This window comes from Streptomyces sp. NPDC088157, from assembly GCF_044741545.1.
In the GTDB taxonomy this organism is placed as follows: Bacteria; Actinomycetota; Actinomycetes; order Streptomycetales; family Streptomycetaceae; genus Streptomyces.
In genome coordinates, this window is record NZ_JBIUSU010000001.1 from 1,264,469 (window position 1) to 1,289,094 (window position 24,626).

Sequence of the window (24,626 nt, forward strand, 5' to 3'; positions counted from 1 at the left end):
GTCCGGGTGTCTCCGCGCTCGGACGCAGGGCGTCGGCCCCGCCGTGGGGCCATGGGAGAAAGGCGAAGGACCATGACAGATACGCGCCGGGACACCGGGGCGTGGATCCGCCGGTTCCATCCGTCGGACGCCCCCGTCCGACTGGTGTGCTTCCCCCACGCGGGAGGCTCGGCAAGCTACTACCACCCCATGTCGAGGACGCTCTCCGCCGAGGTGGACGTGCTCGCCCTCCAGTACCCCGGACGGCAGGAGCGGCGGGGCGAGCCCTGCGTCGGCGACCTGGCCAAGCTCGCCGACCTGGTCCTCGAGGAGATACGCCCCTGGGCCGACCGTCCGCTGGCGTTCTTCGGCCACAGCATGGGCGCCCTCCTGAGCTTCGAGGTCGCCCGCCGACTGGAGCACGAGAGGGTCACGTTGTCCGCGCTCTTCGTCTCGGGCCGTCGCGCGCCCCGCCTCACACGTTACGGAGATCTCCATCTGCGCTCCGACGACGAGCTGGTCACGGCGGTCAGGAAGCTGAACAACGACGACCTCCGGCTCCTCGACGAGCCCGAGGTCCGCGACCTCGTGCTGCCTCCGTTGCGCAGCGACTACCAGGCCGTGGAGACCTACCGGTACGAGTCGGGGCCGGCCCTCGTCTGCCCCGTCGTGGTGCTCACCGGTGACCAGGACCCGCAGGTGACGTGTGACGAGGCAGGGGCCTGGCGCGAGCACACCACCGGGGCGTTCGAGCTGCGCAGCTTTCCCGGCGGGCACTTCTATCTCAACACGCACGCCACGGCCGTGACAGAGGTGGTTGCCACCCACCTGAGGAATCTCCGGATCCCCCGCTGCGGGACCGGTGAGGCATGAGCGCGGGCACGGCGTCGTCCGCACGGGAGCACTTCGTCCCCCCCCCGACGCATGTCCGAGCCGGTCCGCTCCGTCGCGCGGTCGTCCGAGGACACCGGCACATCCCCCGTACGACCCGGCACGGCGAAGTGCGCTTCGACCACCGCATGAAGCCTATGAACCCCATGACCCCTATGACCCCATGCCGAAAGGAACGATCCATGGCGACGCTTGAAGGCGAGCCCCGCAAGGAGTTGCTCGACGCGAGCGCCGAGACCATCGAGGAAGCCGTCCGGTATGCCGACCCGATGGTGCTGCGGGGTCTGCTGTACCAGTTGACCGGCGACGAGGAGGTTGCGGCGACGAAGGTGAAGACCCTTTCGGCAGGCGTTCTGGAAATGCAGGTCCCGTCCTGCGACGAGGACATCGCGCTGCTGCAGCACAAGGCGGCGCATTTCCTGACCACATACCGGGATGCGGGAGCCGGTGACATCGAGCCCGGTCCGGCCGAGCGCCTGCCGGTCAGCCTGATGCTGGCGGCGGGCCAGGAGATACCCGAAGGGGACATGGGGCTGTGGCTGGAGGACCTCGCCCTGAACCCGTGGGCACGCGCCCTGCAGTGGCAGGCCGCGCCGTCCCGCAACCGGCTGGACGACTTCCACGTCACGGTCATCGGTGCGGGCATGGGAGGCCTCAATGCTGCTGTCCAGCTGAAGCGGGCGGGCATCGCGTACACGGTCATCGAGAAGAACGCCGGTGTCGGCGGCACGTGGTGGGAGAACCGCTACCCGGGCTGCCGCGTCGACTCCCCGAGCCGCGCGTACACGCACCTGTACGGCGTCGACTTCGGCTACCCGTACCCCTTCTGCCCGGCGGAGAACAACGCCGAGTACTTCGACTGGGTCGCCGACGAGTTCGACGTCCGCACCGACATCGTGTTCAACACCGAGGTGAGCGCGATGGAGTGGGACGAGGGCGCAGGGACGTGGGCGATCCACGTCGCGGGCCCGCAAGGGGAGCGCACGGTCCGCTCGAACGCGGTCATCTCCGCCGTCGGCTTTCTCAACCGGCCGAGTGTTCCGCGGATCGAGGGGGCCGAGGAGTTCGACGGCCCGTCCTGGCACACCGCCCGGTGGCCGGGCGAGGTCGACCTGGCCGGCAAGCGGGTGGCGGTCATCGGAACGGGCTGCACGGGCTACCAGCTCGTCCCGGAGCTGGCACTGGCAGCCGGGCACGTCACCGTCTTCCAGCGCACGCCGCAGTGGCTGTTCGAAGTGCCCGGCTACCGCTCGCCCTTCCCCGAGCAGGTCACCTGGCTGGACCGGAACATGCCGTACCACACCAACTTCATGCGGTTCCGATCGACGTACGCGACCAACGCGTTGACGAGGACGACCGAGATAGATCCCGACTTCGACGATCCGCACGCCCTGAGCGCCGTGAACAAGGCGGCTCGGGACAACGCCATAGCCTTCCTCGAACGCAAACTCTCCGACCCCGAACTCGTGAAGAGGATGACACCTCCGCATCCCGTGCTCGCGGCGCGACCGGTCATGGTGGATTCCGAGTACAGCGTCCTCGACGCCATCCAGCGGGACAGCGTCACGCTCGTCACCGACGGCATCCGCCGGATCAACCGCATGGGGATCGAGGCGAGCGACGGCACACAGCACGACCTGGACGCGATCGTCTACGCGACCGGCTTCCGCGCCAGGGACTACCTGTTCCCGATGAAGATCACCGGTCGCGGCGGGCTCACGCTGGAAGAGCTGTGGAGCGAGGGCGGAGCGCGGGCCTACAAGGGCTGCATGATGCCGGGCTTCCCCAACCTGTGGACCATTTACGGCCCGAACACCAGCGGCATGCTCAACATCCCCACGTACCACGAACTCACAACCGTCCATGCCCTCGAATGCATCGAGCGGCTGGTCCTCGACGGCAAGAAGGCGATCACGGTGAAGGAAGAGCCGTACTGGCGGTTCAACGAAGAGGTCGACCGGCGCAACCTCAGCAAGACCTGGAGTGATCCCCGCGCGCGCAACTACTACTGGACCGAGCGGGGCCGCACGGCGACCCAGTGCCCCTTCTCGAGTGCGGAGGTGTGGCGCTTCCTGCGCCATCCGGACTTCGCAGACCTCGAGATCCGCTGAGTCCCTTGCCACTCGCGGCGACTGCGGTGGCGCATCGATCGTGATGCCGTTCGGTCGTCATCGACGCCGACACACGCCCCCCGCGTTGCCCCGGGCGGCCTGCGACGGTCGTTACGGCGTGTTCGTGAAGGCGCGGCGGTAGGAGCGCGGCGGGACCCCCCGTCGGCGCACGAATTGTTCGCGCAGGACGGCCGCGCTTCCGTATCCGACGCGGCGGGCGATCTCCTCGACCGGCAGGTCCGTGGTCTCCAGGAACTCCTCGGCGCTGCTCAGCCGCAGGCTCCGCAGCCAGGCGTGGGGGGTGGTGCCGGTCGCGGCGGTGAAACGGCGGGCGAAGGAGCGTTTGCTCATCACGGCACGCCGGGCCAGTTCCGCGACGGGAAGCGGCTGGTGGAGGTTTTCGCGGGCCCACGCGAGTACCTCGGCGAGACGCTCGTCGCGACAGTCCTGGGGGACGGGGGTGGCCAGGTACTGCGCCTGCCCGCCGTCGCGGTGGGAGGGCAGCACCACGTCCCGGGCAACGGCGTTGGCCATCGCGGCTCCGTGCTCCCGCCTCAGCAGGTGCAGGCAGAGATCGAAGCCCGCGGCGGCTCCCGCGCCGGTGATGATGCGTCCTTCGTCGATGTAGAGGGCGTCCGGTTCGACGATGACGTTCGGGTGGCGGCGGGCGAGCAGTTCGGCGAATCGCCAATGGGTGGTGGCCCGTCGGCCGTCGAGGAGTCCGGCGGCGGCGAGGGCGAATGCGCCGACGCAGTGGGCCGCGACCAGTGAGCCGCGCTCGTGTGCGGCCGACAGCGCATCGAGCACGGCGGGTGCGGGTGCTGTGCGGAAGCCGGCCCACGGCAGGGCGATCACCAGATCGGCGGAGGCGAGCCGGTCCAGGCCGTGCGTGATGGTGAGCGGCACGCCGACGTCGGTGGGGACCGGCCCGGGCCGGTCGGTGCACAGGGCGAAGTCGAAGCCGGGCAGTGTCTCCCCGTGCGGACCGAAGACCTCTGTGACGATGCCGACGGCGAGCATGCCGACTCCGGGTGGGGTGTACGCGGCGACGGTCACGAAGGGAGGCACGCGTTCAGTGTGGCAGCAATCCTGCGATCAGCGGCAACTGTGCCACTCGTGAACGACCCGACGGGCCGCAAGGATTGAGGCCATGACAGACGCACCGCTCGGCCGCAGCGCCGTGTACACGATCCTGACCACCGGATACGTCGGCTCCACCGGGCCCGGAGTCGCCGCCACCGTCTCCTACGTGTCCGATGCCGACAGACATGTGATCTTCGACCCGGGCATGGTGGCGAGTCGCGACCGCATCCTCGCCCCGCTCGAGGAGTTGGGGCTCGGCCCCGACGACGTCACCGACGTGGTACTCAGCCATCACCACCCGGACAACACCATGAACGTGGGCCTGTTCGGACGTGCCCGGGTCCACGACCACAAGGTGGAGTACCTCGGCGACCAGTGGAGGAACCGGGACGCGGAGGGCTACCAACTCACCCCGTCGCTACGGCTGATCCGCACCCCGGGCCACAGCGCCGAGGACATCACACTGCTGGCGGGCACGGAGTCGGGCGTGGTCGCCTTCGCCGGTGACCTGTGGTGGCACGCGGAGGGCCCGGCGGACGATCCGGTAGCTCCCGACCGCGAGGTGTTGCGCGCCTCCCGGCTCCGGGTGCTGACCGCCGCGGACCTGATCGTGCCCGGCCACGGCGGCCCGTTCAAGGCCGACGTCAACACGCCACGCTAGCCGCTCTGTCCGGTGCGGGCTGCGGAATGCCGTCCGGACGAGCTTCGGCGACGCGAATCGTCCGTCGTCGGACGCCGAGGCGTTCTGGCCGCGCCTGGTGGGTCTGCACCGGTCCGACGACTGTCTCGGGCACCGGCCGACCGGAGGCCTTCCTCGTCGGGGCCGCCGACGAAGAGCATGCCGTCGGGGCCGTAGTTCGCGGCGCGGTCGGCGCGCGAGGGGGCGGGGTGGCCCAGTTCGGCCATGCCCGGCTGCGTGACGCCGACGCGTTTGGCGATCGCCTCGGTGGAGGTGCCGTAGTAGCCCTTGAGTGCGAACTCGGCGATCGCTGCGCGAACGACGCTTTCGCGTCTCTCTTGCGCACTGATCCTGGCCATGCCGTCAAGGTGGCAGGCGCCGGTCGGTCCTTGCCCCGGACGGGTCGAGAGGAAGGCGCCTGACGGGCAAAGCCCAGGGCAGGCGCCTATTTTCGTGCCTGTAGAAGCAGCCCAGCTTCCCCGGCGAATACGACACCAGACGGTTCTATCGTCTGCTGGTGGGTGGTACATGCCTTGCATGTGGCTGACCTGTGCAAATAGCCTCTGTCAAAGCCGGTGGAGGGTTGCCGGCCCGGGAATGGTCCGGATCATGGTCGGAGGCGCGAGCCGGCTGATGTCCGTAGTCCGCTTGGGTAGGAGGCCCCAGTCCGGATCCTCCACCGATTTCGGAGCGGTTCAGTGCATGATGTCGGCCTCCTGGTGCTGGCGCTGTCAGCAAGTTGCGCGGTACGCGCAGCGTGGTTCAACCCTCACGCTGCCGCAGCGGGTGGGGGGCGAGCCGATACGGGCCTGCTGCGTGACGGACCTGGCCTGAAGAACCGGCCTTCCGGCGAGATGCGGGTGGTGCCGCTCCCGGCACCCCTCGTCACTGGGCGGCGCGACGGCATCGGTGCCTCGACCGATCGGCCCCGGCATTCGGTGGTGGCACGCGCGAGAGCCGGCCGATGGGCCGGGGAGCTGACGTCGTGCGCGATACGCGAGTGGGTGCGACGGACGGGAGAGGCCCGGTCGTGACGCCTGCGCAGGTCCGCGAGATCCACGAGCCCTCAGGGCCACGGATTCCTCGGCGGGCTTGTACAGCGTCCGTACCGCACCGGGAAAGCCAATATGCCCGTACAGTTCTTCATCCTGTCCGTCCCCGCCTCACTGCAACCACCGTCACCGATACTGCGCCGGGAACGCCGATCGCCCGGATCGTCGAGGTACCGCGTCCCGCTGCTCGCCATCGCCGCCGTCCTCCCCCTTTACTGGGGGTGGGACGCCGTTCTTGCGACGGGCGGCGGTGACCTCGCCGCGCAGTACGCGTGGGCGGGGTTCGTGGGCAGGCATCCGGACACGCCCTACGGACTTTTCTGGTTCGGCGGGACCCACACCGTCAACTACAGCGTCATATCACCGCACTTGATGGCACTGCTCGGTGTCCGTGCTGTCTCCGTGCTGTCCGGGATCAGTGCCACCTGGATGCTTGCCATGCTGCTGGAGCGCACCGTTCCGCGTGTGTCGCTGTGGCCCGCGCTGGTCGGTGCGCTGGGCCTCTGGTACAACGTCGTGCTCGGCCGCACCACGTTCGCCCTCGGCCTGGCCTTCGCTCTCGCGGGCCTGCTCGCCGTGGCCGACCGTGCGCCCCGTCCCGCCCGGCTTGCCGCGGCGGTGTTCGGGGCGCTGTTCGCGACCATGGGCAGCCCGGTGGCCGGGCTCTTCCTGCTGGTGGCGGCTGCCGGATATCTGGTCGCCCGGCAGTACGGCAAGTGTCTCGCCCTGTCTCTCCCGCCTGTCGCCGTTGTCGCTTCGACGACCCTGCTGTTCCCCTTCCAGGGCGAACAGCCGATGGCCGCGGGCCGCATGATCCTTCCTGTGCTGCTGTCCGCCGCCGTGGTGTGGGCTTCCCCGCGGGAGTGGCGGGCAGTGCGGGCAGGCAGCGCCCTGTATGCCGCCGGGGTCGTCCTGACCTGGGTGGTCCCCTCGCCGATCGGTAACAACGTGGAGCGGCTCGCCCTCCTCTTCGCCCCCGCGGTGTTGCTGGCGGCCGCGCTGCACCGCCGCTCCGGAGCCACCCCGAACGACGTATGCCGAACCCGTATGCGCGTGATGGCACTGGTGGCTGCTCTCTCCGTTTCCTATCTCTGTGTGACGTCACTGACGCATCTGCGGAGCCCGGACCCTGTACCGGGCTGGGTCACACACACCGACGGAGTGCTCGCCGCGCTCGCCCGGCTGGGCGCGGACCGCGGCCGGGTCGAGCTGCCGACGGATTTCGACCATCGCGGGGCCACCCTCCTCGGCCCGCACGTCGAACTGATGCGGGGCTGGAATCAGCAGTTGGACGTAGAACGGGCACGCCTGTTCTACGAGGGCGACCTCGACGGGCCGCGCTACCACGCCTGGCTGCGTCACTGGGCGGTGGGCTACGTCGTCATGCACGACGGCACGCCCGATCGGTCCGCGGAGCGCGAGACCGCTCTGATCAAGGAGGGGCAGCACTGGCTGGAGCCGGTCTGGCACGACCGCTACTGGAAGATCTATCGGGTCCGCGACACTCTGCCGCTGGTCTCCGCCCCGGCCGTGCTGCAACACGCGGGAGAGGCGGAGCTGACGCTGAGGATGCCTCGCGCCGGGACGAGCACCGTGCGGATCGCGTTTTCGCCGTGGTTGCGGGCCGAGGGGGCGTGCGTCAGCGCGGATGGCCCGTGGACCCGGGTGACCGTGTCCCGGGCGGGCGTGTACAAGCTGACCTCCGGCTACGCCGCAGGGCCTGTCGACGAACGTGGCTGCTGGCTGGCGGGGTGAGGGCTTTCCGTCTCTGCCGGGCACGCCCCGCGGAGACGGACCGACCGAGGTCTTCCGCGGTCACCGGCGGGTTCTCGTAACCGTGGGTCCCGCCATCCGCTTGCCGAGGACCTTCCGGCGCTGATCCCCACCGTCGCCGCCAAGCCGCTCATGCCGCCAGGCGTACGGCCTGGTGCCCATCGCCGAGGGGTCACGAACCCCGGTTTCGGCTGCGCGGCCGAGATGCCGCCCGCACCTCAAGGCCCGGGCCCACCGTGACGGGGATGACCGACGCCGCCGACGCTCGCATCGCCGTCCGCCGCCGGGTGAGCCTTCTGCGCGCAGGGTTTGGCGGAGGCCGGAGCAAGGAATCGCTAGGGCACCGGCAGTCGGCCCGCCCCAGAGCCCCCGATCAGCCGCGCTGTGTGCCGGGCGACCGACTGCCACGCCCCTCGGGCCAGATCTTCGGGAGAGCAACTGTGGTCGACCTCGGCTTCGTGGGCCCCAGCCGGCCCGCCAACGACTACCGCCTTCTGAGCGTCACGGACGGCGACACCCCCAACATCGCCATGGCGATCCGCATGGTCTCCATCGACACCCCGGAAAGCCACTACGGAGGCGCCCCCGCCACTGCCCAGGCCGCTCTGGAACGCACCAGGACGCGCCTGCTGGACGGCACCTACGATGCGCTCCCGCACGACCTGCGGGACTATCTCGTCTCCCGGATCACTCCCGACGCCGCGCAACGGCATCAGGCCGCCGGCCAAGCGGCGGCCGAAGCCCACACCGCCCTGGTGGCCGACCGCCTGACCCGCCCCGACGGTTCCCAGCGCAAGATGGCCGTCATCGCCACCGGCGAGCTCGTCGAGGGCAACGGACGTCTTCTGGCCTACACCGCCCCCTGGTTCACCGGCAGTGCCTCCGATCCTCTGCCGCCCCGCGAGGACCCCCGCCGGCGCACGTTCAACCTCGACATGGTGGCGCTCGGCTGGGCGGCCACCTTCCTCATCTACCCCTCCATCCCGCCCGCCACGGACCTCAACCTGCTGCTGGAGGACGCCGAGACCGCCTGGACCCAACAGCGCGGCGCGTGGGACGAGTTCGGGAAGGACCTGCTGCTGGGATACGAGTACCGGGCCTGCGTCAAGCTCGGCGTCAGGGAACTGACCGATCCGGCAGAGGCGATCGGCCAGGCCTATCAGCGGGTGTGCGTGGACCTGCGGACCCTGACCGAGGTCGGCCTCTACGGCTACCACCAGGTGCCTTCACAGCACCGGCTGTGGATCTGGGCGACCGACCTTGAACAAGCACGGACGGACCTGCCGATCAGCTCCTGAGCCGACCGAGCCCACAGTGCTCCGGCTCTCCGGCTCCCGGCAGCCATGACGCACGCCTCCATCTCGCGGGAGGGCTGTGCCGCGTGATCGGAGGCCGGCGCGCCAAGGTCATAGGGGTTGTCCCCTCACCCGCGCGGTGGGCAGCCGCATGACCGCATGAGAGCGGCAGGGAACGCCCCATGCGCTTCAGGTGGGACGCCGCCCTCGTGTCGACCAGCTCGGTCTTCGTTCAGTGCGATCGCCACCCGTACGGAGCAGTGTGTGGTCGGTACGGCGGGGAAGTCGGACATCGCGCCGGGAGATGTGGCGTGCTCGCCGCACCCCAGCGCCCGGGTGGCCGCAGTCGGACTTCCCCGAGTCGACCGCGGTCACCCGAGCGACAAGGAGTCGGCGCCCGCCGGGAGGAGCGTACGGGTGGGGACCGTGCCTCGAGCGACGCTGGTCGCCCTCCGGCGGAGCCGTCTCGTCCCTGGTGTCGCTGTTTCAGCTACGGACGCACGCGGTGCCGGACACGAATGGTCGGTGACGACCCCCGGCCGCGGATGGCACAGTGGCGGCATGTGCGGCCGATATGTATCCACCCGCAGCCCCCAGGACCTCGCCCCGCTGTTCCACGTCTCCGACCCGCCTCCCGAGGAGACGCTCGCACCGAACTGGAACGTCGCCCCCACCGACACGGTGTGGGCCGTCCTCGAGCGGGCGCCCCGCGACAGCGACAACGGCACTGGAGTCCTGCGGGAGCTGCGGTCGCTGCGCTGGGGGCTGGTGCCGTCCTGGGCCAAGGACGTGAAGATCGGCTCCCGGATGATCAACGCACGGGTGGAGACCGTGCACGAGAAGCCCGCCTACCGCCGCGCGTTCACCCGCCGCCGCTGCCTGCTGCCCGCCGACGGCTTCTACGAATGGGAACAGGTCAAGGAGCCCGACACCGGAAAGACCCGCAAGCAGCCGTACTTCATCCACTCCGAGGACGACCAGGTGATGGCTCTCGCCGGACTGTACGAATACTGGCGCGACCCGGCGGTCAGACACGACGACGACCCGGAGGCCTGGCTCATGACCTGCACCATCATCACCACTCAGGCCACCGACGCGGCCGGCCGCGTCCACCCCCGCATGCCCCTCGCCCTCACCCCTGACCACTACGACGCCTGGCTCGACCCCACCCACCAGGACCCCGACGACCTGCGCGCCCTCCTCGGACCGCCCGCGGGCGGTCACCTCGACGCACGCCCCGTCTCCACCATGGTCAACAACGTCCGCAACAACAACCCTCACCTCCTCGACAAGGTCGCCACCTAGGCACGTTCCTTGAACCCCGCAGGCCAGATGCGTCGACCGCGAGGGCCGCGGAGTAGAGGACGTTGTGTCCGTACCAGGACCGGCGCGGTCGGCGACGGCTTCGATCGCGAGGGGCTTGTCGTCGCCGTGGCCGAGGGTGAGCTGACGGGTGGCCTGGTCGTCGGGGCGCAGGGCTTCGATACGCAGGGCGATGCAAACCGTGGGCGGGTGGGACAGGTCCCGGGCGGCGGGCGAGGGAATCAGGCGCCACGGGGCCCCTCGCGCGTCGGCCGGGGCCGCCGCGCGGCGCCGCCGTCGGGAATGCCTCCTGGCCGGGACGGTCACCGTGAGGCAAGATTCGGGGCAACTCGTCCTGCGGCGGCCGATCAGCGGATGACCCGCACGTCGGCGACAACGTCTCTCACCTCAACCACGACATCGTGCCCAGCGGGCGCTGAAAGCGATGAATTCGGCTGCGGATCGCAGTCTCAGCACTGTGACCAACCGATGGGAGCGGAGATGGGCAAGCTGAATCAGGTGGCCGACGGCGTCTGGGTCCGGCAGAGCGAGTGGGTCTGGACCAATTCCATCGTGGTGCGCGGGGAGGACGGGTTGATCCTGATCGATCCCGGCATCGACGGCTGCGAGTTGAACCAACTCGCCGATGACGTGGACCGGCTCGGCATTCCGGTGGTCGCCGGGTTCTCCACCCATCCCCACTGGGACCACCTGCTCTGGCATCCCCGGTTCGGCGACGTGCCGCGCTACGCCACCCCCGCCGCCGCCCACGTTGCCGGTCAAGCCCGGGAGCGGGCACAGGCGATGGCGTCGGAGAGCGCGTCCGGCATCCCTCTCGACCTGGTCGCGCTGGTCACCCCGCTGCCCGCGGACGGCAGACCGGTGCCGGGCGAGATCATCGAGCATCGGGCGCACGCTGTCGGCCACGCCGCGGTCCTCCTCGCCGACCGTGGTGTGCTGCTCGCCGGAGACATGCTCTCCGACGTCCTGATCCCGCTCTTCGACTTTCGCCAGGACGATCAGGCGGGAGCCTACGAGGCCGCGCTCGACCGGCTGGGTGAGGCCGCCGGGCACGTCGATGTCGTGGTCCCCGGCCACGGTGCCGTTGCCGAAGGTCCCGAGGTGGCGGCCCGCCTCGCCGCCGATCATGCCTACATCGACGCGCTCCGGCGAGGAGAGGAACCGGTCGACGCACGCCTGGGTCCGCATGCGGACTGGCTTTTCGACCCCCACCGGTCGAACCTGGAGCAGGCCCGAGGGCGGTAGGGCCCGGGGGTCCCTGACGGGTCGGCCGGATCGACACCCTGACCAAGCTGGTCGGCTCGAAGGCGGTCCCGCCGGGACCGGAGTCGTGCGGGGTGTCGTTCGGCGGACCCGGGCTTCGGCCCAGTCATCCTGGCCAGATGGCCGAGGCGTCGTCGCGATGGGGGTCGGGCAGCCGGATCGGGCGGACGGGGATGACGCGTGCACGTCCCTCGCTGACGGCCGTCCAGGGGCCGGGGTGGCCGGAGTAGCACAGGGTCGTGAGGGCGAAGACATTGTCGGCGTAGATCTCGACGTACTCGCCGATGGTCAGAATGCGCAGAGTGGCGGCGGGTTCGGTCAGGATCGTCTCGCCGAGGCGGGTGCCGTCGGGGCCGGTGACCCAGAGGTTCTTGCCGTCGCAGCCGACGGCAAGGGCGGAGCGAGTGCTGTCCTGGGTGTCGGTGCGCAGGGTGATCTCGACGGGTCCGGCTATGACGATGTCGGCGACCGCGTGCAGGGCGGGGCGGTCGCTTTCCTCGCCGAGCCAGGTGTCCAGGCCGTGCCACCATTCCAGGCGGGGCGCGGAATCGCCTTGCGCGACAAGGGATTTGGGCTGGGCGAGCATGCCGCGGCAGCGCTCTCCGGTGTCCGTGAGGCCGACCTGGCGGGGCGTGGTGTGCAGAACGACGCGGCTGCCGTCGGGTGCGGCGATGATCCGAGGGGCGTAGGACCCGGTCGGTCCCAGCGGGCCACGGCGGGTCCAGGGACCCCTCAGGCTCGGCGCGGTCCACGACTCGAAGCCGCGGGTCGCACCGATGGAACCGATCAGCAACCAGGAGCCGTCGTCGAGGCGTTCCAGTACGGGGCACTCCAACTCGTCCACGTCACCCGGTGAGATGAGCGGCGGCTGGACGGTCCAGTGCTCCAGGTCGTCGGAGGTGGCCCAGGCGACGCAGCCACTGACCTCCACCGGGAGGGAGAGGTCGCTGGCGCAGACGGCCATCACCCAACCGTCCGACTCGTCGTCCCGTACGACGAACGGGTCGCGCCAGCCCATGCGTTCACCGGTGCGGTACCACCGCGGGTCCGCCTCGACGACCGGCCCGGTCCCGTGGCGCCGCCAGGCCGTGCCGTCGGTGCGGTCGGAGTACGCCAGCCCGACGGACTGGAGCGGCCAGCCGTCTGCCGTCAGCCCGCTCACGCCCGTGTAGAACATCGCCATTCCGTCGCCGTGCCGGAACGGGTGCATGGTCCACACCGCCTGCTGGTCGAACCGGCCCGGCAGCCCGACCCCGAAGGCAGTGCCCTGCGGCTGCCAGTCGACCAGGTCGGTGGAGGAGGCCCGGCCGTACGAGGTCTCCATCCGCAGATGGTCGAACTCCGCCGTCCAGGGCCCCTGCAGATGCAGCACCGCGTACGTGCCGTCCTCGTCCCGCAGCAGGGCGAAGTCGTTCACGCAGAGGCCGGGCGGGGCGTATCGCATGCACAGTTCCTGTCGGCTCCACAGCGCCCAAACGCGTGCGCTGACCATCGGTGAAATCAGACTCTTTCGGAAGTCGGCCCAAGTAAATATGAACGCAAACGCTTGCGCAACAAGGTGGTCGGGTTTACGGTCACGTCACTCACCGATCACACCGACGTGAAATCAAGGAGGTATTGCGCCGTGACGGCCAGCATCAACGACGTCGCACAGGCGGTCGGCGTCTCCGCGTCCACCGTGTCCCGCGCCCTGCGCGGCCGGCCGGGCGTCTCCGACGAGGTGCGGGACCGGATCGCGGCCGTAGCCGCCCAGCTCGGCTACACCGCGTCCCGCTCCGCCTCCAGCCTGGCCAGCGGCCGTACCTACACCATCGGCGTCCTGGTCCCCTACGTGGGCCGCTGGTTCTTCGGCACCGTCCTGGACGCGGCTGAGCAGGTGTTCAGCGCCGCCGGCTACGACGTGCTGCTGTACAACCTGGGCTCGCCGGAGACACGCAAGCGCTTCTTCACCAGGCTGCCGGTCCGCAAGCGAGTGGACGCGGTGCTGTCGCTGCTCATCCCTGACGATGAGGAGTCGGCCGCGCTGCGCTCACTGGGGGTGCCGCTGGCCACCACGGTCGGTGGCATCCGGCCCGGCTTCACCGTCGTCGGCATCGACGACCGGGCCGGTACCGAGAGCGCCGTACGGCATCTGGTGAACCTCGGCCACCGCCGGATCGGAATGATCAGCGGGTCCAGCGGGCCGCTGCACTGGACCACTCCGATCGAGCGGCGCAACGCCTACCTGGACGTCCTGGCCGACGCGGGAATCGAGCACGACCCGGCCCTGGAGGCGGACGGCGACTACACAGTCGAGGGCGGCGAGCGCGCCATGACCGAGCTGCTGGCCGTCTCCCGGCCGCCGACGGCGGTGTTCGCGCAGTCCGACGAGATGGCGATGGGCGCGCTGCGCGCCCTGCGCCGCCATCGCCTCAGGGTTCCCGAGGACGTGTCCGTCGTCGGCTTCGACGACCATGAACTCGCGGACGTGGTCGGTCTGACGACCGTCGCGCAGCCGGTCGCCGACCAGGGCGCCGAGGCTGCGCGGCTGCTGCTGGGGCAACTGGACGAGCCCAACGGCCAACCCCCCGCCGAACAGGTGCAGATGGCCATCCGCCTCGTCCTGCGTGAGACCACTGCCCCGCCCCGCCCGCGCGGACCGCAGTAACCCCCACCTCGTTGAGCCCCACACCCCCACGCCTCGAAAAGCACTCCCGCACCCAGAACCCCCGCCACAGCACGGAGGCACAACCATGCGCTCGACCAGCAGAAAGTACCGCCGCACAGCCTGTACGGGTCTGGCTCTCGCCCTGCCCCTGGCGGCACTGGCCGCCTGCGGCGGGGGCGGCGCCGACGCTTCCGCGGAGGGTGGCAGCGGCAAGGGCACCATCAGCGTCTGGGCCCACCAGGGCCAGAAGAGCGAGGACACCGCGCTGCAGAGCGCGGTGAAGTCCTTCAACTCCTCGCAGAGCGCCATCAAGGTCGACCTGAAGCTGATACCCGGCAACGACTACACCAAGACCATCACCGCCACCGACGCCTCCAAGCTGCCGGACGTCATGGAGTTCGACGGCCCGACCATGGCGAACTTCGTCTACAACAAGAAGCTCGCCCCGATCGACGACTACGTCTCCTCCCAGACGATGGCCAACGCCACCGACGCCAACAAGTCCGAAGGCGAGATCGGCGGCCGGCACTACGGCCTGGGCATGTACGACTCGGGCCTGGGGATCTACGCCGACAAGAAGATGCTGGACGCGGCCGGCGTGAAGTACCCGACCGGCCTGTCCGACGACTGGACGGCCGAGCAGTTCACCGCCGCGCTCAAGGCGCTGAAGGCCAAGGACTCCGACGGCAAGACCCTCGACCTCCAGGAGACCGGCGGCTACGCCAACGAGTGGGGCACTTACGGCTTCGCCCCCATCGTCTGGTCCGCCGGCGGCTCCCTTCTCAAGGACGGCAAGGCGGAGGGCGCCCTCGACACCCCGGCCGTGGTCTCGGCGCTGAAGACCTTCCAGTCCTGGAAGACCTACGTCGACCCCAACACCGACGGCAACGCCTTCGCCAAGGGCCGAGTCGCACTCAGCTGGGTCGGCCACTGGATGTATCCCGCCTACAGCAAGGCCCTCGGTGACGACCTCGTCGTGCTGCCGCTGCCCGACTTCGGCAACGGCCCCAAGACCGGTCAGGGCTCCTGGGCCTGGGGCATCGGCGCCGACACCAAGAACGCCAAGGCCGCCGGCAGCTTCATGGACTACCTCCTCAACGACACCAACGTCACCGCCATGACGACCGCCAACGGTGCCCCGCCCGCCACCAGGACGGCACTCGCCCAGAGCCCGCTCTACAAGCGGGGCGGCCCCCTCCAGCTCTTCGCCGACCAGCTCGCCGAGCCCTGCGGCGACAGCGACATCACCAAGTCCTGCGTCGCCGTCACCCGCCCGATCACTGCCGGATACCCCACGGTCACGGCGAAGTTCAGCGACGCCCTGAACTCCGTCTACGGCGGCACCGACCCGAAGAGCGCCCTGGAAAAGGCCGCCCGCGCCATCGACCAGGACTTCTCCGACAACGCCGGCTACAAGATCCCGTAGGACCCATCGGCCGGGGCGGACGCGGCTGCCGCGCCCGCCCCGCCGGGAACAGGACCCTCCCGTGACATCCGTGGAACCCGCGCACGCAGCGCCACCCGGCCCGGAGCAGGCCTCGTCCGCGACAACCGTGAAACTCGCGCCATCGACGCCATCGACGCCATCGACGCCATCGACGCGATCGGCACGGCCGGGCCGCGGGAACCGCGACCGGCCGCACGGCCTGCTCATGTCCGCCCCGGCCGTCGGCGGGCTCATCGCCTTTGTCGGCGTCCCCTTCGGCTACGCCGTGGTGCTCTCCTTCTACAACGTGCGCCTCGGCTCTCCGCTGGCGCCGTCCTTCTTCGGCCTGGAGCAGTACCGAAGGCTGTTCACCGATCCTGACCTGTCCGGCCCGTTCCTGCGGGGGCTGCTGAACAACCTGACCTTCGCCGTGGTCGTCGTACCCCTGCAGACGGGCCTCGCGCTCGGACTGGCGATTCTGCTCAACCGGAAGCTCAAGGCGATCGGGCTGTTCCGCTCCCTGTTCTTCATGCCGGTCGTCTTCCCGATGGCGCTGGTCGCCGTGATCTGGCGTCTCATCCTTGCCCGCAGCGACCAGGGCATGCTCAACTCCGCCTTGCACGCCGTGAGTTTCGGCAACTGGGGCGCCTTCGACTGGCTCGGCGACAGTGCCACCGCGATGGCCTCGATCATCGTGCTGTCCGTCTGGCAGGGCGTCGGCTTCCAGATGGTCATCCTGCTGGCCGGCCTCCAGCAGATCCCGGGCGAGCTCTACGAGGCCGCCGAACTCGACCGGGCCACCCGGTGGCAGCAGTTCAGGCACGTCACCCTGCCCGGAATCCGCGCCACCCTCGTCTTCGTCGCGATGCTCACCTCGGTGCTCTCCTTCCGGGTCTTCGACCAGGTCTACGTCCTCGTCAAGGGCGGCGGCCTCAACGAGGACGCCACCCGCACCGTGATGTACCAGGCCGTCACCACCGCCTTCGACCAGAACAACATCGGCCAGGCATCCGCGATCACCGTCGTCTTCTTCCTGATCGTCGTGGTGCTGACCCTCGTCCAGCGCCGCGTTGTCCGCCCCGGAAACGAGGACTGACATGACTACGAGCACGAGCCCGGGCGTGATCCGCAGGCCACTGCGCCGCTTCCTCGACTACGCCGTCCTGAGCGTGCTGGCGTTCGTCTTCGCGCTGCCCGTGATCTACCTGTTCCTCGGCAGCCTCAAGCCGTCCGACGAAGTGCTGAACGGCTTGTCCGGCTTCCTGCCCACCCATCTGTCCCTCGACAACTACACGGCCGTCCTGGACAGCCTCAACTCTGACAGCACCGGCTACTTCTGGCGCTTCATGGGCGTCTCGCTGCTGCTGGCTTTCGTGGTCGTCACCGGTGGTCTGTTCGTCAACTCGATGGCGGCGTACGGACTGTCCCGTCTGAAATGGCGCGGCCACAACGCCGTCTTCACCCTAGTCCTGCTGCTGATGCTGGTCCCGTTCGAGTCGGTGGCGGTGCCGCTCTTCTACCTGTTCAACGGGCAGCGCAACACCCTCTTCATCCAGGCGATCCCGTTCATCGCCAACGCTTTCTCGGTCTACCAGTTCCACACGTTCTTCCGCTCGATCCCGCCGAGCATCGAGGAAGCGGCCCGCATCGACGGCGCGGGCCCCTGGCGCACCTTCTTCGCGATCATCGTGCCGATGTCGAAGCCGGCTTTCGCCTCGGTCGCGATCCTCACCTTCCTCACCCAGTGGGGCTCGTTCCTGTGGCCGGTGCTGATGGTCTCCGACCCGTCGGTACGCCCGCTCCCGCTGGAAATGAGCGTCTTCCAGAGCCAACTTCCCCCGGACTGGGGGCAGATCCTCGCCTTCGGTGTCCTCCTGGTCCTGCCCGTGCTGATCGTCTTCGCCTTCTTCCAAAGCTGGTTCGTCCAGGGCGTCGCAAGCTCCGCCGTCAAGGGCTGAGCTTGGTCGCCGACGGAAAGGGCGAGACGAGTTACGCGGTGACATGCCGAACAGGTGCACCAGTTGAACGGGATCGGCGGTGTGCCGTGCTTCGTCCAGTACCCGGTCGCTCCACATCTGGCGCGGCGTGATGCCCGTCCGGTCGAAAAGCACCCCAGGCAGGCCGGCCCGCGATACGGCTGGCAGGACCTCGACGTCTCCTGCCCCCGGACGATCTGGGTCTGGGCGGGCCAGGGCTTCGCCGGCAGGCTGGTCGACTGGAGCGCTTCGATCCTCGGCCGCGATCTGGAGATCGTCCGTAAAGCGCCTGGCCGGCGAGGATTTCAGGTGCAGCCCAAGCGCTGGGCCGTTGAGCGGACGGTCGCCTGGGTGACCGCGCATCGGTGGCTTGCCCGTGCGCGGGTTGTCACGAAGCACCTCCACCGCGAGCGGAAGAAGCACCGCCAGCCCAATGTCCTGCCGGATCAGCAGGCGCAGGTCCTCAACGGTCAGAGTCCCGACCGGCCGGCTGACCACGCACGAGAAAGGGGGCAAGTCCGCGGACTGGCCCCCTTTCCTGCTCCCACTTGCCGGGTGTTGAGGCTACGAGCCCCAGCATTCGCCCACAGCGTGGATCGTCCGGAGGGGACGTCGTGCCTTACGGGCGGGGGCGGTTACCCGGCCGCGGTCCTACGCCGTCGCATCCACCACACCAGGCCACCACCCGCAGCGGCCAGGGCCGCCGAGATCCAGGCGATCAGGCCGACGGGGGTGTCGGATCCGGTGTCGGCGAGGTCTCCGCCCGGGGGATCGGTCGGCTGGTTGCCGGCCCCGCCCGGGTCCGGCTTGCCAGGGGTGTTGGTGGGCTTGCCGGTCGGGGTCGGGTCGGGCTTGTCGGTCCCCGTCGGCGTCGGCGTCGGGGTGGGGGAGGGGGAGGGGACGTCACCGTCACCGGCGGACGTCCTGCCGCCACCCAGGTAGAGGGTGTCGGTGTCCCGGTAGGAGGTGTCATCGGACTTGCGGGAGTTGGTCGTGGTGTGGTCCAGGTCCCGGTTCTCCGTGACGAAACGGGTCTGGGAGATGTTCTGCTTGGGCTGCTTGGAGAAGTCGACGCCGCCGACGATGTACACCTGGACGCCGTGGGCGGTGTCCACGTCGTAGGTGAACTCGCCCTCGGTGTAGATCTTCCGGTACTTCTGGAAGAGTTCGTTCTTGTCCCAGTTCTGGTTGGGGGCGCGCAGCGGCCATGCCTTCACGTCGTCGCTGTTGATGATCGGCCGAAAGTCGGTCGGCTTCTTCGCGTCCTGCTGCCGGATGTACTCGGCGGCGACCCGGGAGGTGTAGACGCGGCGCAGGTCGGCGTACTGCGGGGCGGTGTTGATGGTCTTCTCGACCGCGGGCACGATCATGGAGTCAATGATCGCCTGGGCGGCCTTGATCTCCGTCTCGCTGGGGTCGCAGATCGGCTCGCCCGGACCCTGCGTGATGGTCTTCTGCGCGGTCGACTTCAGAGCCAGCGGGGCGTCGAGGATGTAGATGCCGCCGTCCTGCTCACGTACCTGCGCGGGCTTTGGCTCGATCCAGTTCCGCAGGCCGGGCATGCACGGGTAGCCGTTCTGCTTGGGCAGGGCCGCCCAGTACCGCTTGCCGAGATCGGTCTTGGGGTCCATGGCCTTGTAGAAGTCGTGCTTCATCTGAAGATCGGCTTCGAGCAGGATGCGGCCGGCGTCGGTGGAGGCGAACTTGGAGTCCATGATGCGGTCGGGCTCGTCCGGGTTCAGGTTCACCCAGAACTTGTCCGGCGTCAGCGCCAGCCACGTGAACATCGCGTCGGAGGCGAGCTGCATCTTCGCCTCGCCGCCCCAGCCGGGTTCGCTGTCCGGGTCGGGCATCTGGTCGGCCTGCATGCTGTACTGCATGCCCTTGCCCTTGTCCAGGCCGCCGACGTACCGCAGTTCGAGGGTGGTGAAGTCGATCCCGCCGGGGCCGCCCCTGGGAAGGGTGCCGCGGGTGTCCAGGCGGCGGGCTTCGGCCTGGAACTGCTTGGCCTCCTCCAGCGTGCGGCCGGAGCTCAGGGCTCGCTGGTTGGCCGGGCCGCGGGTGCCGCAGGTGGAGGCGGCCATCGCCTGGGTGCCGCCGGTCTGGCAGCCGGGGGCGAACCAGCGCTGGTAGTCGGAGTAGCCCCTGATGGGCGTGGTCTTGCCGACGGGGTTGTAGAGGCGCTGGTTGCCACGTACCTGGTTGGGCTTGCCGCGCTCTGCCGAGACGTCGCGGTTGAAGTCGTCGATCAGCTTCTGCTGGCCGGCGGTGAACTTCTTCGCGCCGGTGTAGCGGAAGGTGTGGTCCTTCATGGAGCGGGCGACGACCCGGTCCTTCTCGAGTTGTGGCTTCTCGGGGCGGGAGTTGGACTTGAACTCGTTGAACTCTTTGGTGCGCTTGTTGTAGGCGTCGTAGCGTCGTTCGCCGACCTTGTTGCCCTCGGCGTCGAAGAGTTCGACGTAGACCTCACACAGCCAGTCGGGGCCGATGAGCTTGTAGTCCCTCACGAGCTGGGCTTCGTACCCGGCGCCCTTGTTCAGATTGGTCTGGTTGCGGATGTAGATCTTGTCGAACCACTGCTTGAAGGGCTTGGTCTTGCCGGTGTTCAGCCAGCGGGCGTAGATCTCCATCGCCCGGTCGGCGGGCTTGCCGGAAGCGTCGGCAACCTTCCGCCAGGCCTTGTAGTTCGCCTCCGTGTCGCCCGGGACCTTGGAGAGCGCCTTCCTCTCCTCATCCGCCGTGGGGGACTCGAGCCCGTCGTACGCCTGGCCGGGAAGGTCGAACTCGAAGTTCCTCGGAAGGTCGTCCGCTTTCTGGAAGTTGCTGATCGGATCGTTGGGAAACCCGGAGTTCGCCGGAGTCCTCGAGGCGGATGGCAGCCCGTTGCGGACATCGCAGCGCTTGCCGGTGTTGGGCTTGAGTTTGGCCGAGACCGCCGGACCGGCAGAGGCGGTGTCGACGGGCATACCGGGCAGGCCGGTCAGGGTGACGGCGGCGGCCAGTCCCGCGGCAGCCGTGAGGCGCGCGGTGAGCCGCCACCGTGTGGGTATGTGGAATGCTCTGTTCAAAACGGCGTCTGTCCCTCGTTGTGGGGGGCGTCGTTGAGGGGTTCGGGTGGCGCGCGAGGCCCCCGTGACGTGTACGCGCCAGCGCCCACCATAGACCCCGATGTCGGCGCATCAAACGTATTGGGGAAGTGTCGACGAGTCGTCAGCCGCCGTCGGCCGATGAGCAGTTCGCCTCGGACGGTGTCCTGCGTGGTGGGACGGGCGAGCCGTTCGCAGCAGCGAAACGCCGTGCCATACCGGCGTAGCCGGGGAAGTGGTCGGCTCGTGGTTCGTGGCGACGGCGCAGGTGGCGGAAGCCTTTCAGTCGTACCGCTGGGCGGCTCGGCCGCCCAGCGGTGCCGGCCGATCCCCGCCGAGGATTCGACGCCGATCACGGCTGGCTGCTTCCGCAACTCGTTGGCGCTGAGGCCACGATCTGTCGGGCCCACATCGTGCGCCGACACGGCTTCAAGCTCTTCGCCGTCTCCATCGCCCGCTGACCACTGGGCCCCGCCACGCACGGGAGCCGGCCCGGTACGAGGAAGCACCCGGGACTGCACCCGGTTGGGCCGGGCGGTCTCGCTCGGACCGCCACGAACCGGGAGCCGGCCCGGTACGAGGAAGCACCCGGGACGGCACCTGGTTGGGCCGGGCGGTCTCGCTCGGATACGACCGCCGTCGGCCCGGGAGTTCCTGGACACGTCACCGAACGCTGATGCACCGCAGGACCGCGGGCTGCCAGAACACCGCTTCACCCACCCGACCGAGACGACTTCTCAGCCGCCGGTGAAGTACAGCTCCTCCATCGTGGACGTGGCGAACTCGGTGTGCCGCACGCGGAAGGCCGTGGTCTGGATCTGCTCCCATCCCCAGGGGTCGGCGCTGCCCAGGGCCAGCGCGGCGAAACCGGCCCATTCGACGTCGGCCGGGTCCTCCTCGTCCAGGCCGAGATCCTCCAGCGCCTCGGCGGTGACGCCGAGGGCGGAGGCGATGGCGCCCGGGTCGCCGCTCACCTCGAACGGCTCGTCCCCGGGCCAGCCGGCGGCGTGGAACATGGCCCCGTCGGGCAGCCAGACGATGTCCTCGGTGTGGGGCGCCCCGCCGTGGAAATGGACACGGCCGACGATACGGGCATCCGGGTAGCGCTCGCGCAGCGTACGGGCCTCGCTCAGGAGGGGGGTGTCGTTGCCGTTGTCGGCCAGCGCAGGGTCGCTGACACCGAGGACATGTCCCCATGAGGCGGCCTGAATGATGTCCAGGTCCGCCCGCTTGTCCGGGTAGGGCACCTGAAGGACGGACCGAGGCCCGATCTCTTCGAGGACCTCGTCCACAGTTCCCAATGACGCGGCGAACTCCGCCGCTCGTACAGGGTCGTTGGTGGGAAGCGCGCGAGCGTCGACGTCGAACGGGGGGAGGAGAACAGTGATGTTGCAGTGGCCCATGGAGCCGCGCACCGTGCGGTCGGGCGGGAGGGTCCAGAAGCTGTTGTCGGTCATGCGGGTCACCGTAGCGGCGTCGACACCGCCAACGTGCCGGCACCCTGGCCTCGCCCTGTCGCCAGCCCATGGGACGCGGACGAACTCGGGTTCGCCGATCACTGCATTCCCAGCGGCAGTTGCAGCATTCCCGGGTGCCAGAGCCCCTGCTGCTTCTCATCGAAACTCGGGGCACCCCAGCCCCGGATGCTGCCGGCTTTCACCAACAAGCGCTCTTCGGCTTCACCTACGCAGCCGGCCAGTGGTGCTCCTCGGTCAGGGTGCTGCGCCGACTTCACCGGCAGGGCAGGCGCCCGGCCCCAACCGGTGGGGGTGGCGGCGAAGAGGCGCCATCCGTCGACCTTCAGCTGGTCGAGAACGGCGGGGAAAGGATTGGACTGGGTGAAGCCCGGGCTTGTAGCTTGCAGGTGACCGCGACACCACCCAAGGAGGTGAGACCCATGAACGCTGTATCGACGTGGGTGCTCCCCCTTCCCGTCACGGCCGGCGACTGACGTAGGTGTCGCCGGGAGCGCCTCTCCAACAAGGCACTCCCGAAAGGCAATACCTATGCAATCTCCGCGGTTCACCACCGAGTCGTCGTCGAACGACGCGGTGGAGCCCGACTTCACCGTGGGCGACGCCCCCGGAGTTCTCTGTTCGTCGGCCTCCGGCGCCGATCGAGCGCCCCTCATGTTCGACGTGATCATTGCCGGGTGCGGGCCGACTGGCGCGATGCTGGCCGCCGAACTACGGCTGCACGATGTGCGGGTACTCGTCCTGGAGAAGGAAGCCGAGCCCGTTTCGTTCGTGCGCATCGTCGGTCTGCACATTCGCAGTCTTGAGCTGATGGCAATGCGCGGACTGCTGGATCGCATTCGCGAACACGGAAGACAGCGTCCGGCCGGCGGATTCTTCGCGGCCATCAACAAACCGGCGCCCCGGGGCCTGGATTCCGCGCACGCATATCTGCTGGGCATTCCGCAGCCGGTCATCGTTCACCTGCTCGAAGAGCATGCGATCCAACTGGGTGTGCAGATCCGGCGCGGTTGCACGGTGGCCGATTTCGCGCAGGACGACCAGGGTGTGACCGTCGAGCTGGCCGACGGCGAACAGCTGCGTTCGCGCTATCTCGTCGGCTGTGACGGCGGGCGCAGTACCGTGCGCAAACTGCTCGGCGTCGGCTTCCCCGGCGAGCCCTCGCGGACCGAGACGCTGATGGGCGAGATGGAAGTGGGTGTGCCGCAGGAGGAGATCGCCGCCAAGGTGACCGAAATCGGCGAGACCAATAAGCGGTTCTGGCTCAGGCCCATCGGCCAAGGGGCATACAGCGTCGTAGCCCCCGCCGCGGGAGTCACCGATCGCGCGGAACCACCCACCCTCGAGGACTTCAAACAGCAGCTGCGCACCATCGCCGGAACCGACTTCGGCGTGCACTCCCCGCGCTGGCTGTCCCGCTTCGGGGACGCCACCCGGCTGGCCGAACGCTATCGGGTCGGGCGGGTGCTGCTGGCCGGCGATGCGGCACACATCCATCCGCCCACCGGCGGACAGGGCCTCAACCTGGGCGTTCAGGACGCATTCAACCTCGGCTGGAAACTGGCCGCGCAGATCCGCGGCTGGGCGCCAGAAACACTGCTGGACACCTACCAGGCCGAACGCCGGCCGGTCGCCGAGGACGTGCTGGACAACACCCGCGCCCAGATGGAACTGCACTCCCCCGAACCGGGCCCGCAGGCCGTGCGCAGGCTGCTCACCGAACTGATGGACTTCGACGAGGTGAACCGCTATCTGATCGAGAAGATCACCGCGATCGGAATCCGCTACGACTTCGGCGAAGGCCCCGACCTGCTCGGCCGCCGCCTGCGCGACATCGACCTGGAACAGGGCCGCCTCTACGGTCTGCTGCATCGCGGCCGCGGCCTGCTGCTGGACCGCACCGAACGCCTGACCGTCGGCGGCTGGTCAGACCGGGTCGACTACCTCGCGGACCCCACGGCGGTACTTGATGCTCCGTGCGTCCTGCTACGCCCCGACGGCCACGTCGCCTGGATCGGCGACGATCAGCAGGACCTGGACGACCACCTCTCCCGCTGGTTCGGCAAGCCCGCCAACTGATCTCGCCCGAGCAACCCAATAGGCCTGTATGGAGGATCGGAACGGCCCGTGGTGCCCGACCACCGCAAGGCTGAAGGAAGCATCAGCCGTGGTGTGCTCCGGCGCCAGGGTCGGCTTGCGAGGAGGGTAAGCATCTCCCGTCAGTTGAGCGATCCCATGTCAGACGAGTGTCTGGCTCGGGTTCTGCCCACCGTGGGTGGGCAGCGGGGGACGCCGACTGCCTCGCAGAGGTGCCAGGCCCACCTGGTCCGCGCCTGTCAGGCGGACGTCAACCGAGCGGGTGGGGGACCACCAGGGTCTCTGACTGTGACGTTGTGGCGTCGTGATCGTTGGCGGTAGGTGATCACACTACTCGGGCGAGTCCCGTCCCCGACTTACTCGCTGTCCCACGTTGCCGCCCAAACCGCCACGTCGCAGAGGCAGTTGTCCGGGTCCGCCTGCCGAACGGCTGGGGGAGAGCTGCGTGCGGGCCGGGCCCTGTGCGTCGG

16 protein-coding genes and 2 pseudogenes are annotated in these 24,626 nt (G+C 69.1%); 12 read left to right on the forward strand and 6 right to left on the reverse strand.

The window, feature by feature from the left end; genetic code table 11:
- Positions 1–72: 72 nt before the first annotated feature.
- A complete protein-coding gene (locus tag ACIPFH_RS05250; protein WP_401823221.1) occupies positions 73–852 on the forward strand; it encodes a thioesterase II family protein in 780 nt (259 codons plus the stop codon).
- Between the two features lie 200 nt (positions 853–1,052).
- Positions 1,053–2,981, forward strand: coding sequence for a flavin-containing monooxygenase (locus tag ACIPFH_RS05255; RefSeq protein ID WP_401823224.1), 1,929 nt, complete (start codon positions 1,053–1,055; stop codon positions 2,979–2,981).
- A 111-nt stretch (positions 2,982–3,092) separates the two neighbouring features.
- Here the strand turns inward: ACIPFH_RS05255 and ACIPFH_RS05260 are convergent, their stop codons facing one another.
- Entirely contained in the window at positions 3,093–4,001 is a 909-nt protein-coding gene (locus ACIPFH_RS05260; RefSeq protein ID WP_401823773.1) for a GlxA family transcriptional regulator, read from the reverse strand.
- Positions 4,002–4,131: 130 nt separating this feature from the next.
- On the opposite strand from ACIPFH_RS05260, the gene ACIPFH_RS05265 reads away from it, so the two are divergent.
- Positions 4,132–4,725, forward strand: a complete 594-nt coding sequence (locus ACIPFH_RS05265) for an MBL fold metallo-hydrolase (RefSeq protein WP_401823227.1) — start codon at positions 4,132–4,134, stop codon at positions 4,723–4,725.
- Between the two features lie 233 nt (positions 4,726–4,958).
- Here ACIPFH_RS05265 and ACIPFH_RS05270 read toward each other — a convergent pair.
- A pseudogene (locus ACIPFH_RS05270) lies at positions 4,959–5,102 on the reverse strand (TetR family transcriptional regulator); the annotation flags it as partial.
- Between the two features lie 768 nt (positions 5,103–5,870).
- Here ACIPFH_RS05270 and ACIPFH_RS05275 point away from each other — a divergent pair.
- From ACIPFH_RS05275 to ACIPFH_RS05290, 4 genes are all read left to right on the forward strand, one after another.
- Positions 5,871–7,550 carry a hypothetical protein gene (locus tag ACIPFH_RS05275; protein WP_401823230.1) on the forward strand — a complete coding sequence of 560 codons (1,680 nt, stop codon included), beginning with the start codon at positions 5,871–5,873 and terminating at the stop codon, positions 7,548–7,550.
- Positions 7,551–8,008: 458 nt separating this feature from the next.
- Entirely contained in the window at positions 8,009–8,866 is an 858-nt protein-coding gene (locus ACIPFH_RS05280) for a hypothetical protein (protein ID WP_356256380.1), read from the forward strand.
- 558 nt (positions 8,867–9,424) lie between these two features.
- Complete coding sequence (locus tag ACIPFH_RS05285) at positions 9,425–10,168, forward strand: SOS response-associated peptidase (protein WP_401823232.1); 744 nt, start codon at positions 9,425–9,427, stop codon at positions 10,166–10,168.
- Between the two features lie 516 nt (positions 10,169–10,684).
- Entirely contained in the window at positions 10,685–11,431 is a 747-nt protein-coding gene (locus tag ACIPFH_RS05290; protein ID WP_401823235.1) for an MBL fold metallo-hydrolase, read from the forward strand.
- Positions 11,432–11,555: 124 nt separating this feature from the next.
- On the opposite strand, the gene ACIPFH_RS05295 is transcribed toward ACIPFH_RS05290, so the two are convergent.
- Positions 11,556–12,893, reverse strand: a complete 1,338-nt coding sequence (locus ACIPFH_RS05295; RefSeq protein ID WP_401823237.1) for a mucin-1 — start codon at positions 12,891–12,893, stop codon at positions 11,556–11,558.
- Between the two features lie 180 nt (positions 12,894–13,073).
- Between ACIPFH_RS05295 and ACIPFH_RS05300 the strand changes: the two genes are divergently transcribed.
- The 4 genes from ACIPFH_RS05300 to ACIPFH_RS05315 all read left to right on the forward strand — a co-directional run bounded on the left by ACIPFH_RS05300 (position 13,074) and on the right by ACIPFH_RS05315 (position 17,480).
- Entirely contained in the window at positions 13,074–14,096 is a 1,023-nt protein-coding gene (locus ACIPFH_RS05300) for a LacI family DNA-binding transcriptional regulator (protein WP_401823240.1), read from the forward strand.
- A gap of 85 nt (positions 14,097–14,181) precedes the next feature.
- On the forward strand, positions 14,182–15,522 hold the full coding sequence (locus ACIPFH_RS05305) for an ABC transporter substrate-binding protein (RefSeq protein ID WP_401823243.1): 1,341 nt from the start codon (positions 14,182–14,184) through the stop codon (positions 15,520–15,522).
- Positions 15,523–15,748: 226 nt separating this feature from the next.
- Positions 15,749–16,618, forward strand: a complete 870-nt coding sequence (locus ACIPFH_RS05310; protein WP_401823246.1) for a carbohydrate ABC transporter permease — start codon at positions 15,749–15,751, stop codon at positions 16,616–16,618.
- Position 16,619: 1 nt separating this feature from the next.
- On the forward strand, positions 16,620–17,480 hold the full coding sequence (locus ACIPFH_RS05315; RefSeq protein WP_401823248.1) for a carbohydrate ABC transporter permease: 861 nt from the start codon (positions 16,620–16,622) through the stop codon (positions 17,478–17,480).
- Between the two features lie 411 nt (positions 17,481–17,891).
- Here the strand turns inward: ACIPFH_RS05315 and ACIPFH_RS05320 are convergent.
- The 3 genes and pseudogenes from ACIPFH_RS05320 to ACIPFH_RS05330 all read right to left on the reverse strand — a co-directional run.
- A pseudogene (locus ACIPFH_RS05320) lies at positions 17,892–17,996 on the reverse strand (contact-dependent growth inhibition system immunity protein); the annotation flags it as partial.
- A 137-nt stretch (positions 17,997–18,133) separates the two neighbouring features.
- Entirely contained in the window at positions 18,134–20,566 is a 2,433-nt protein-coding gene (locus tag ACIPFH_RS05325; protein WP_401823251.1) for a hypothetical protein, read from the reverse strand.
- Between the two features lie 755 nt (positions 20,567–21,321).
- Complete coding sequence (locus tag ACIPFH_RS05330) at positions 21,322–22,041, reverse strand: DUF6333 family protein (RefSeq protein WP_401823253.1); 720 nt, start codon at positions 22,039–22,041, stop codon at positions 21,322–21,324.
- Positions 22,042–22,590: 549 nt separating this feature from the next.
- On the opposite strand from ACIPFH_RS05330, the gene rox reads away from it, so the two are divergent.
- Positions 22,591–24,138 (forward strand): rifampin monooxygenase, encoded by a 1,548-nt coding sequence (rox, locus tag ACIPFH_RS05335; RefSeq protein WP_401823255.1) that lies wholly within the window; start codon positions 22,591–22,593, stop codon positions 24,136–24,138.
- Positions 24,139–24,626 lie beyond the last annotated feature (488 nt).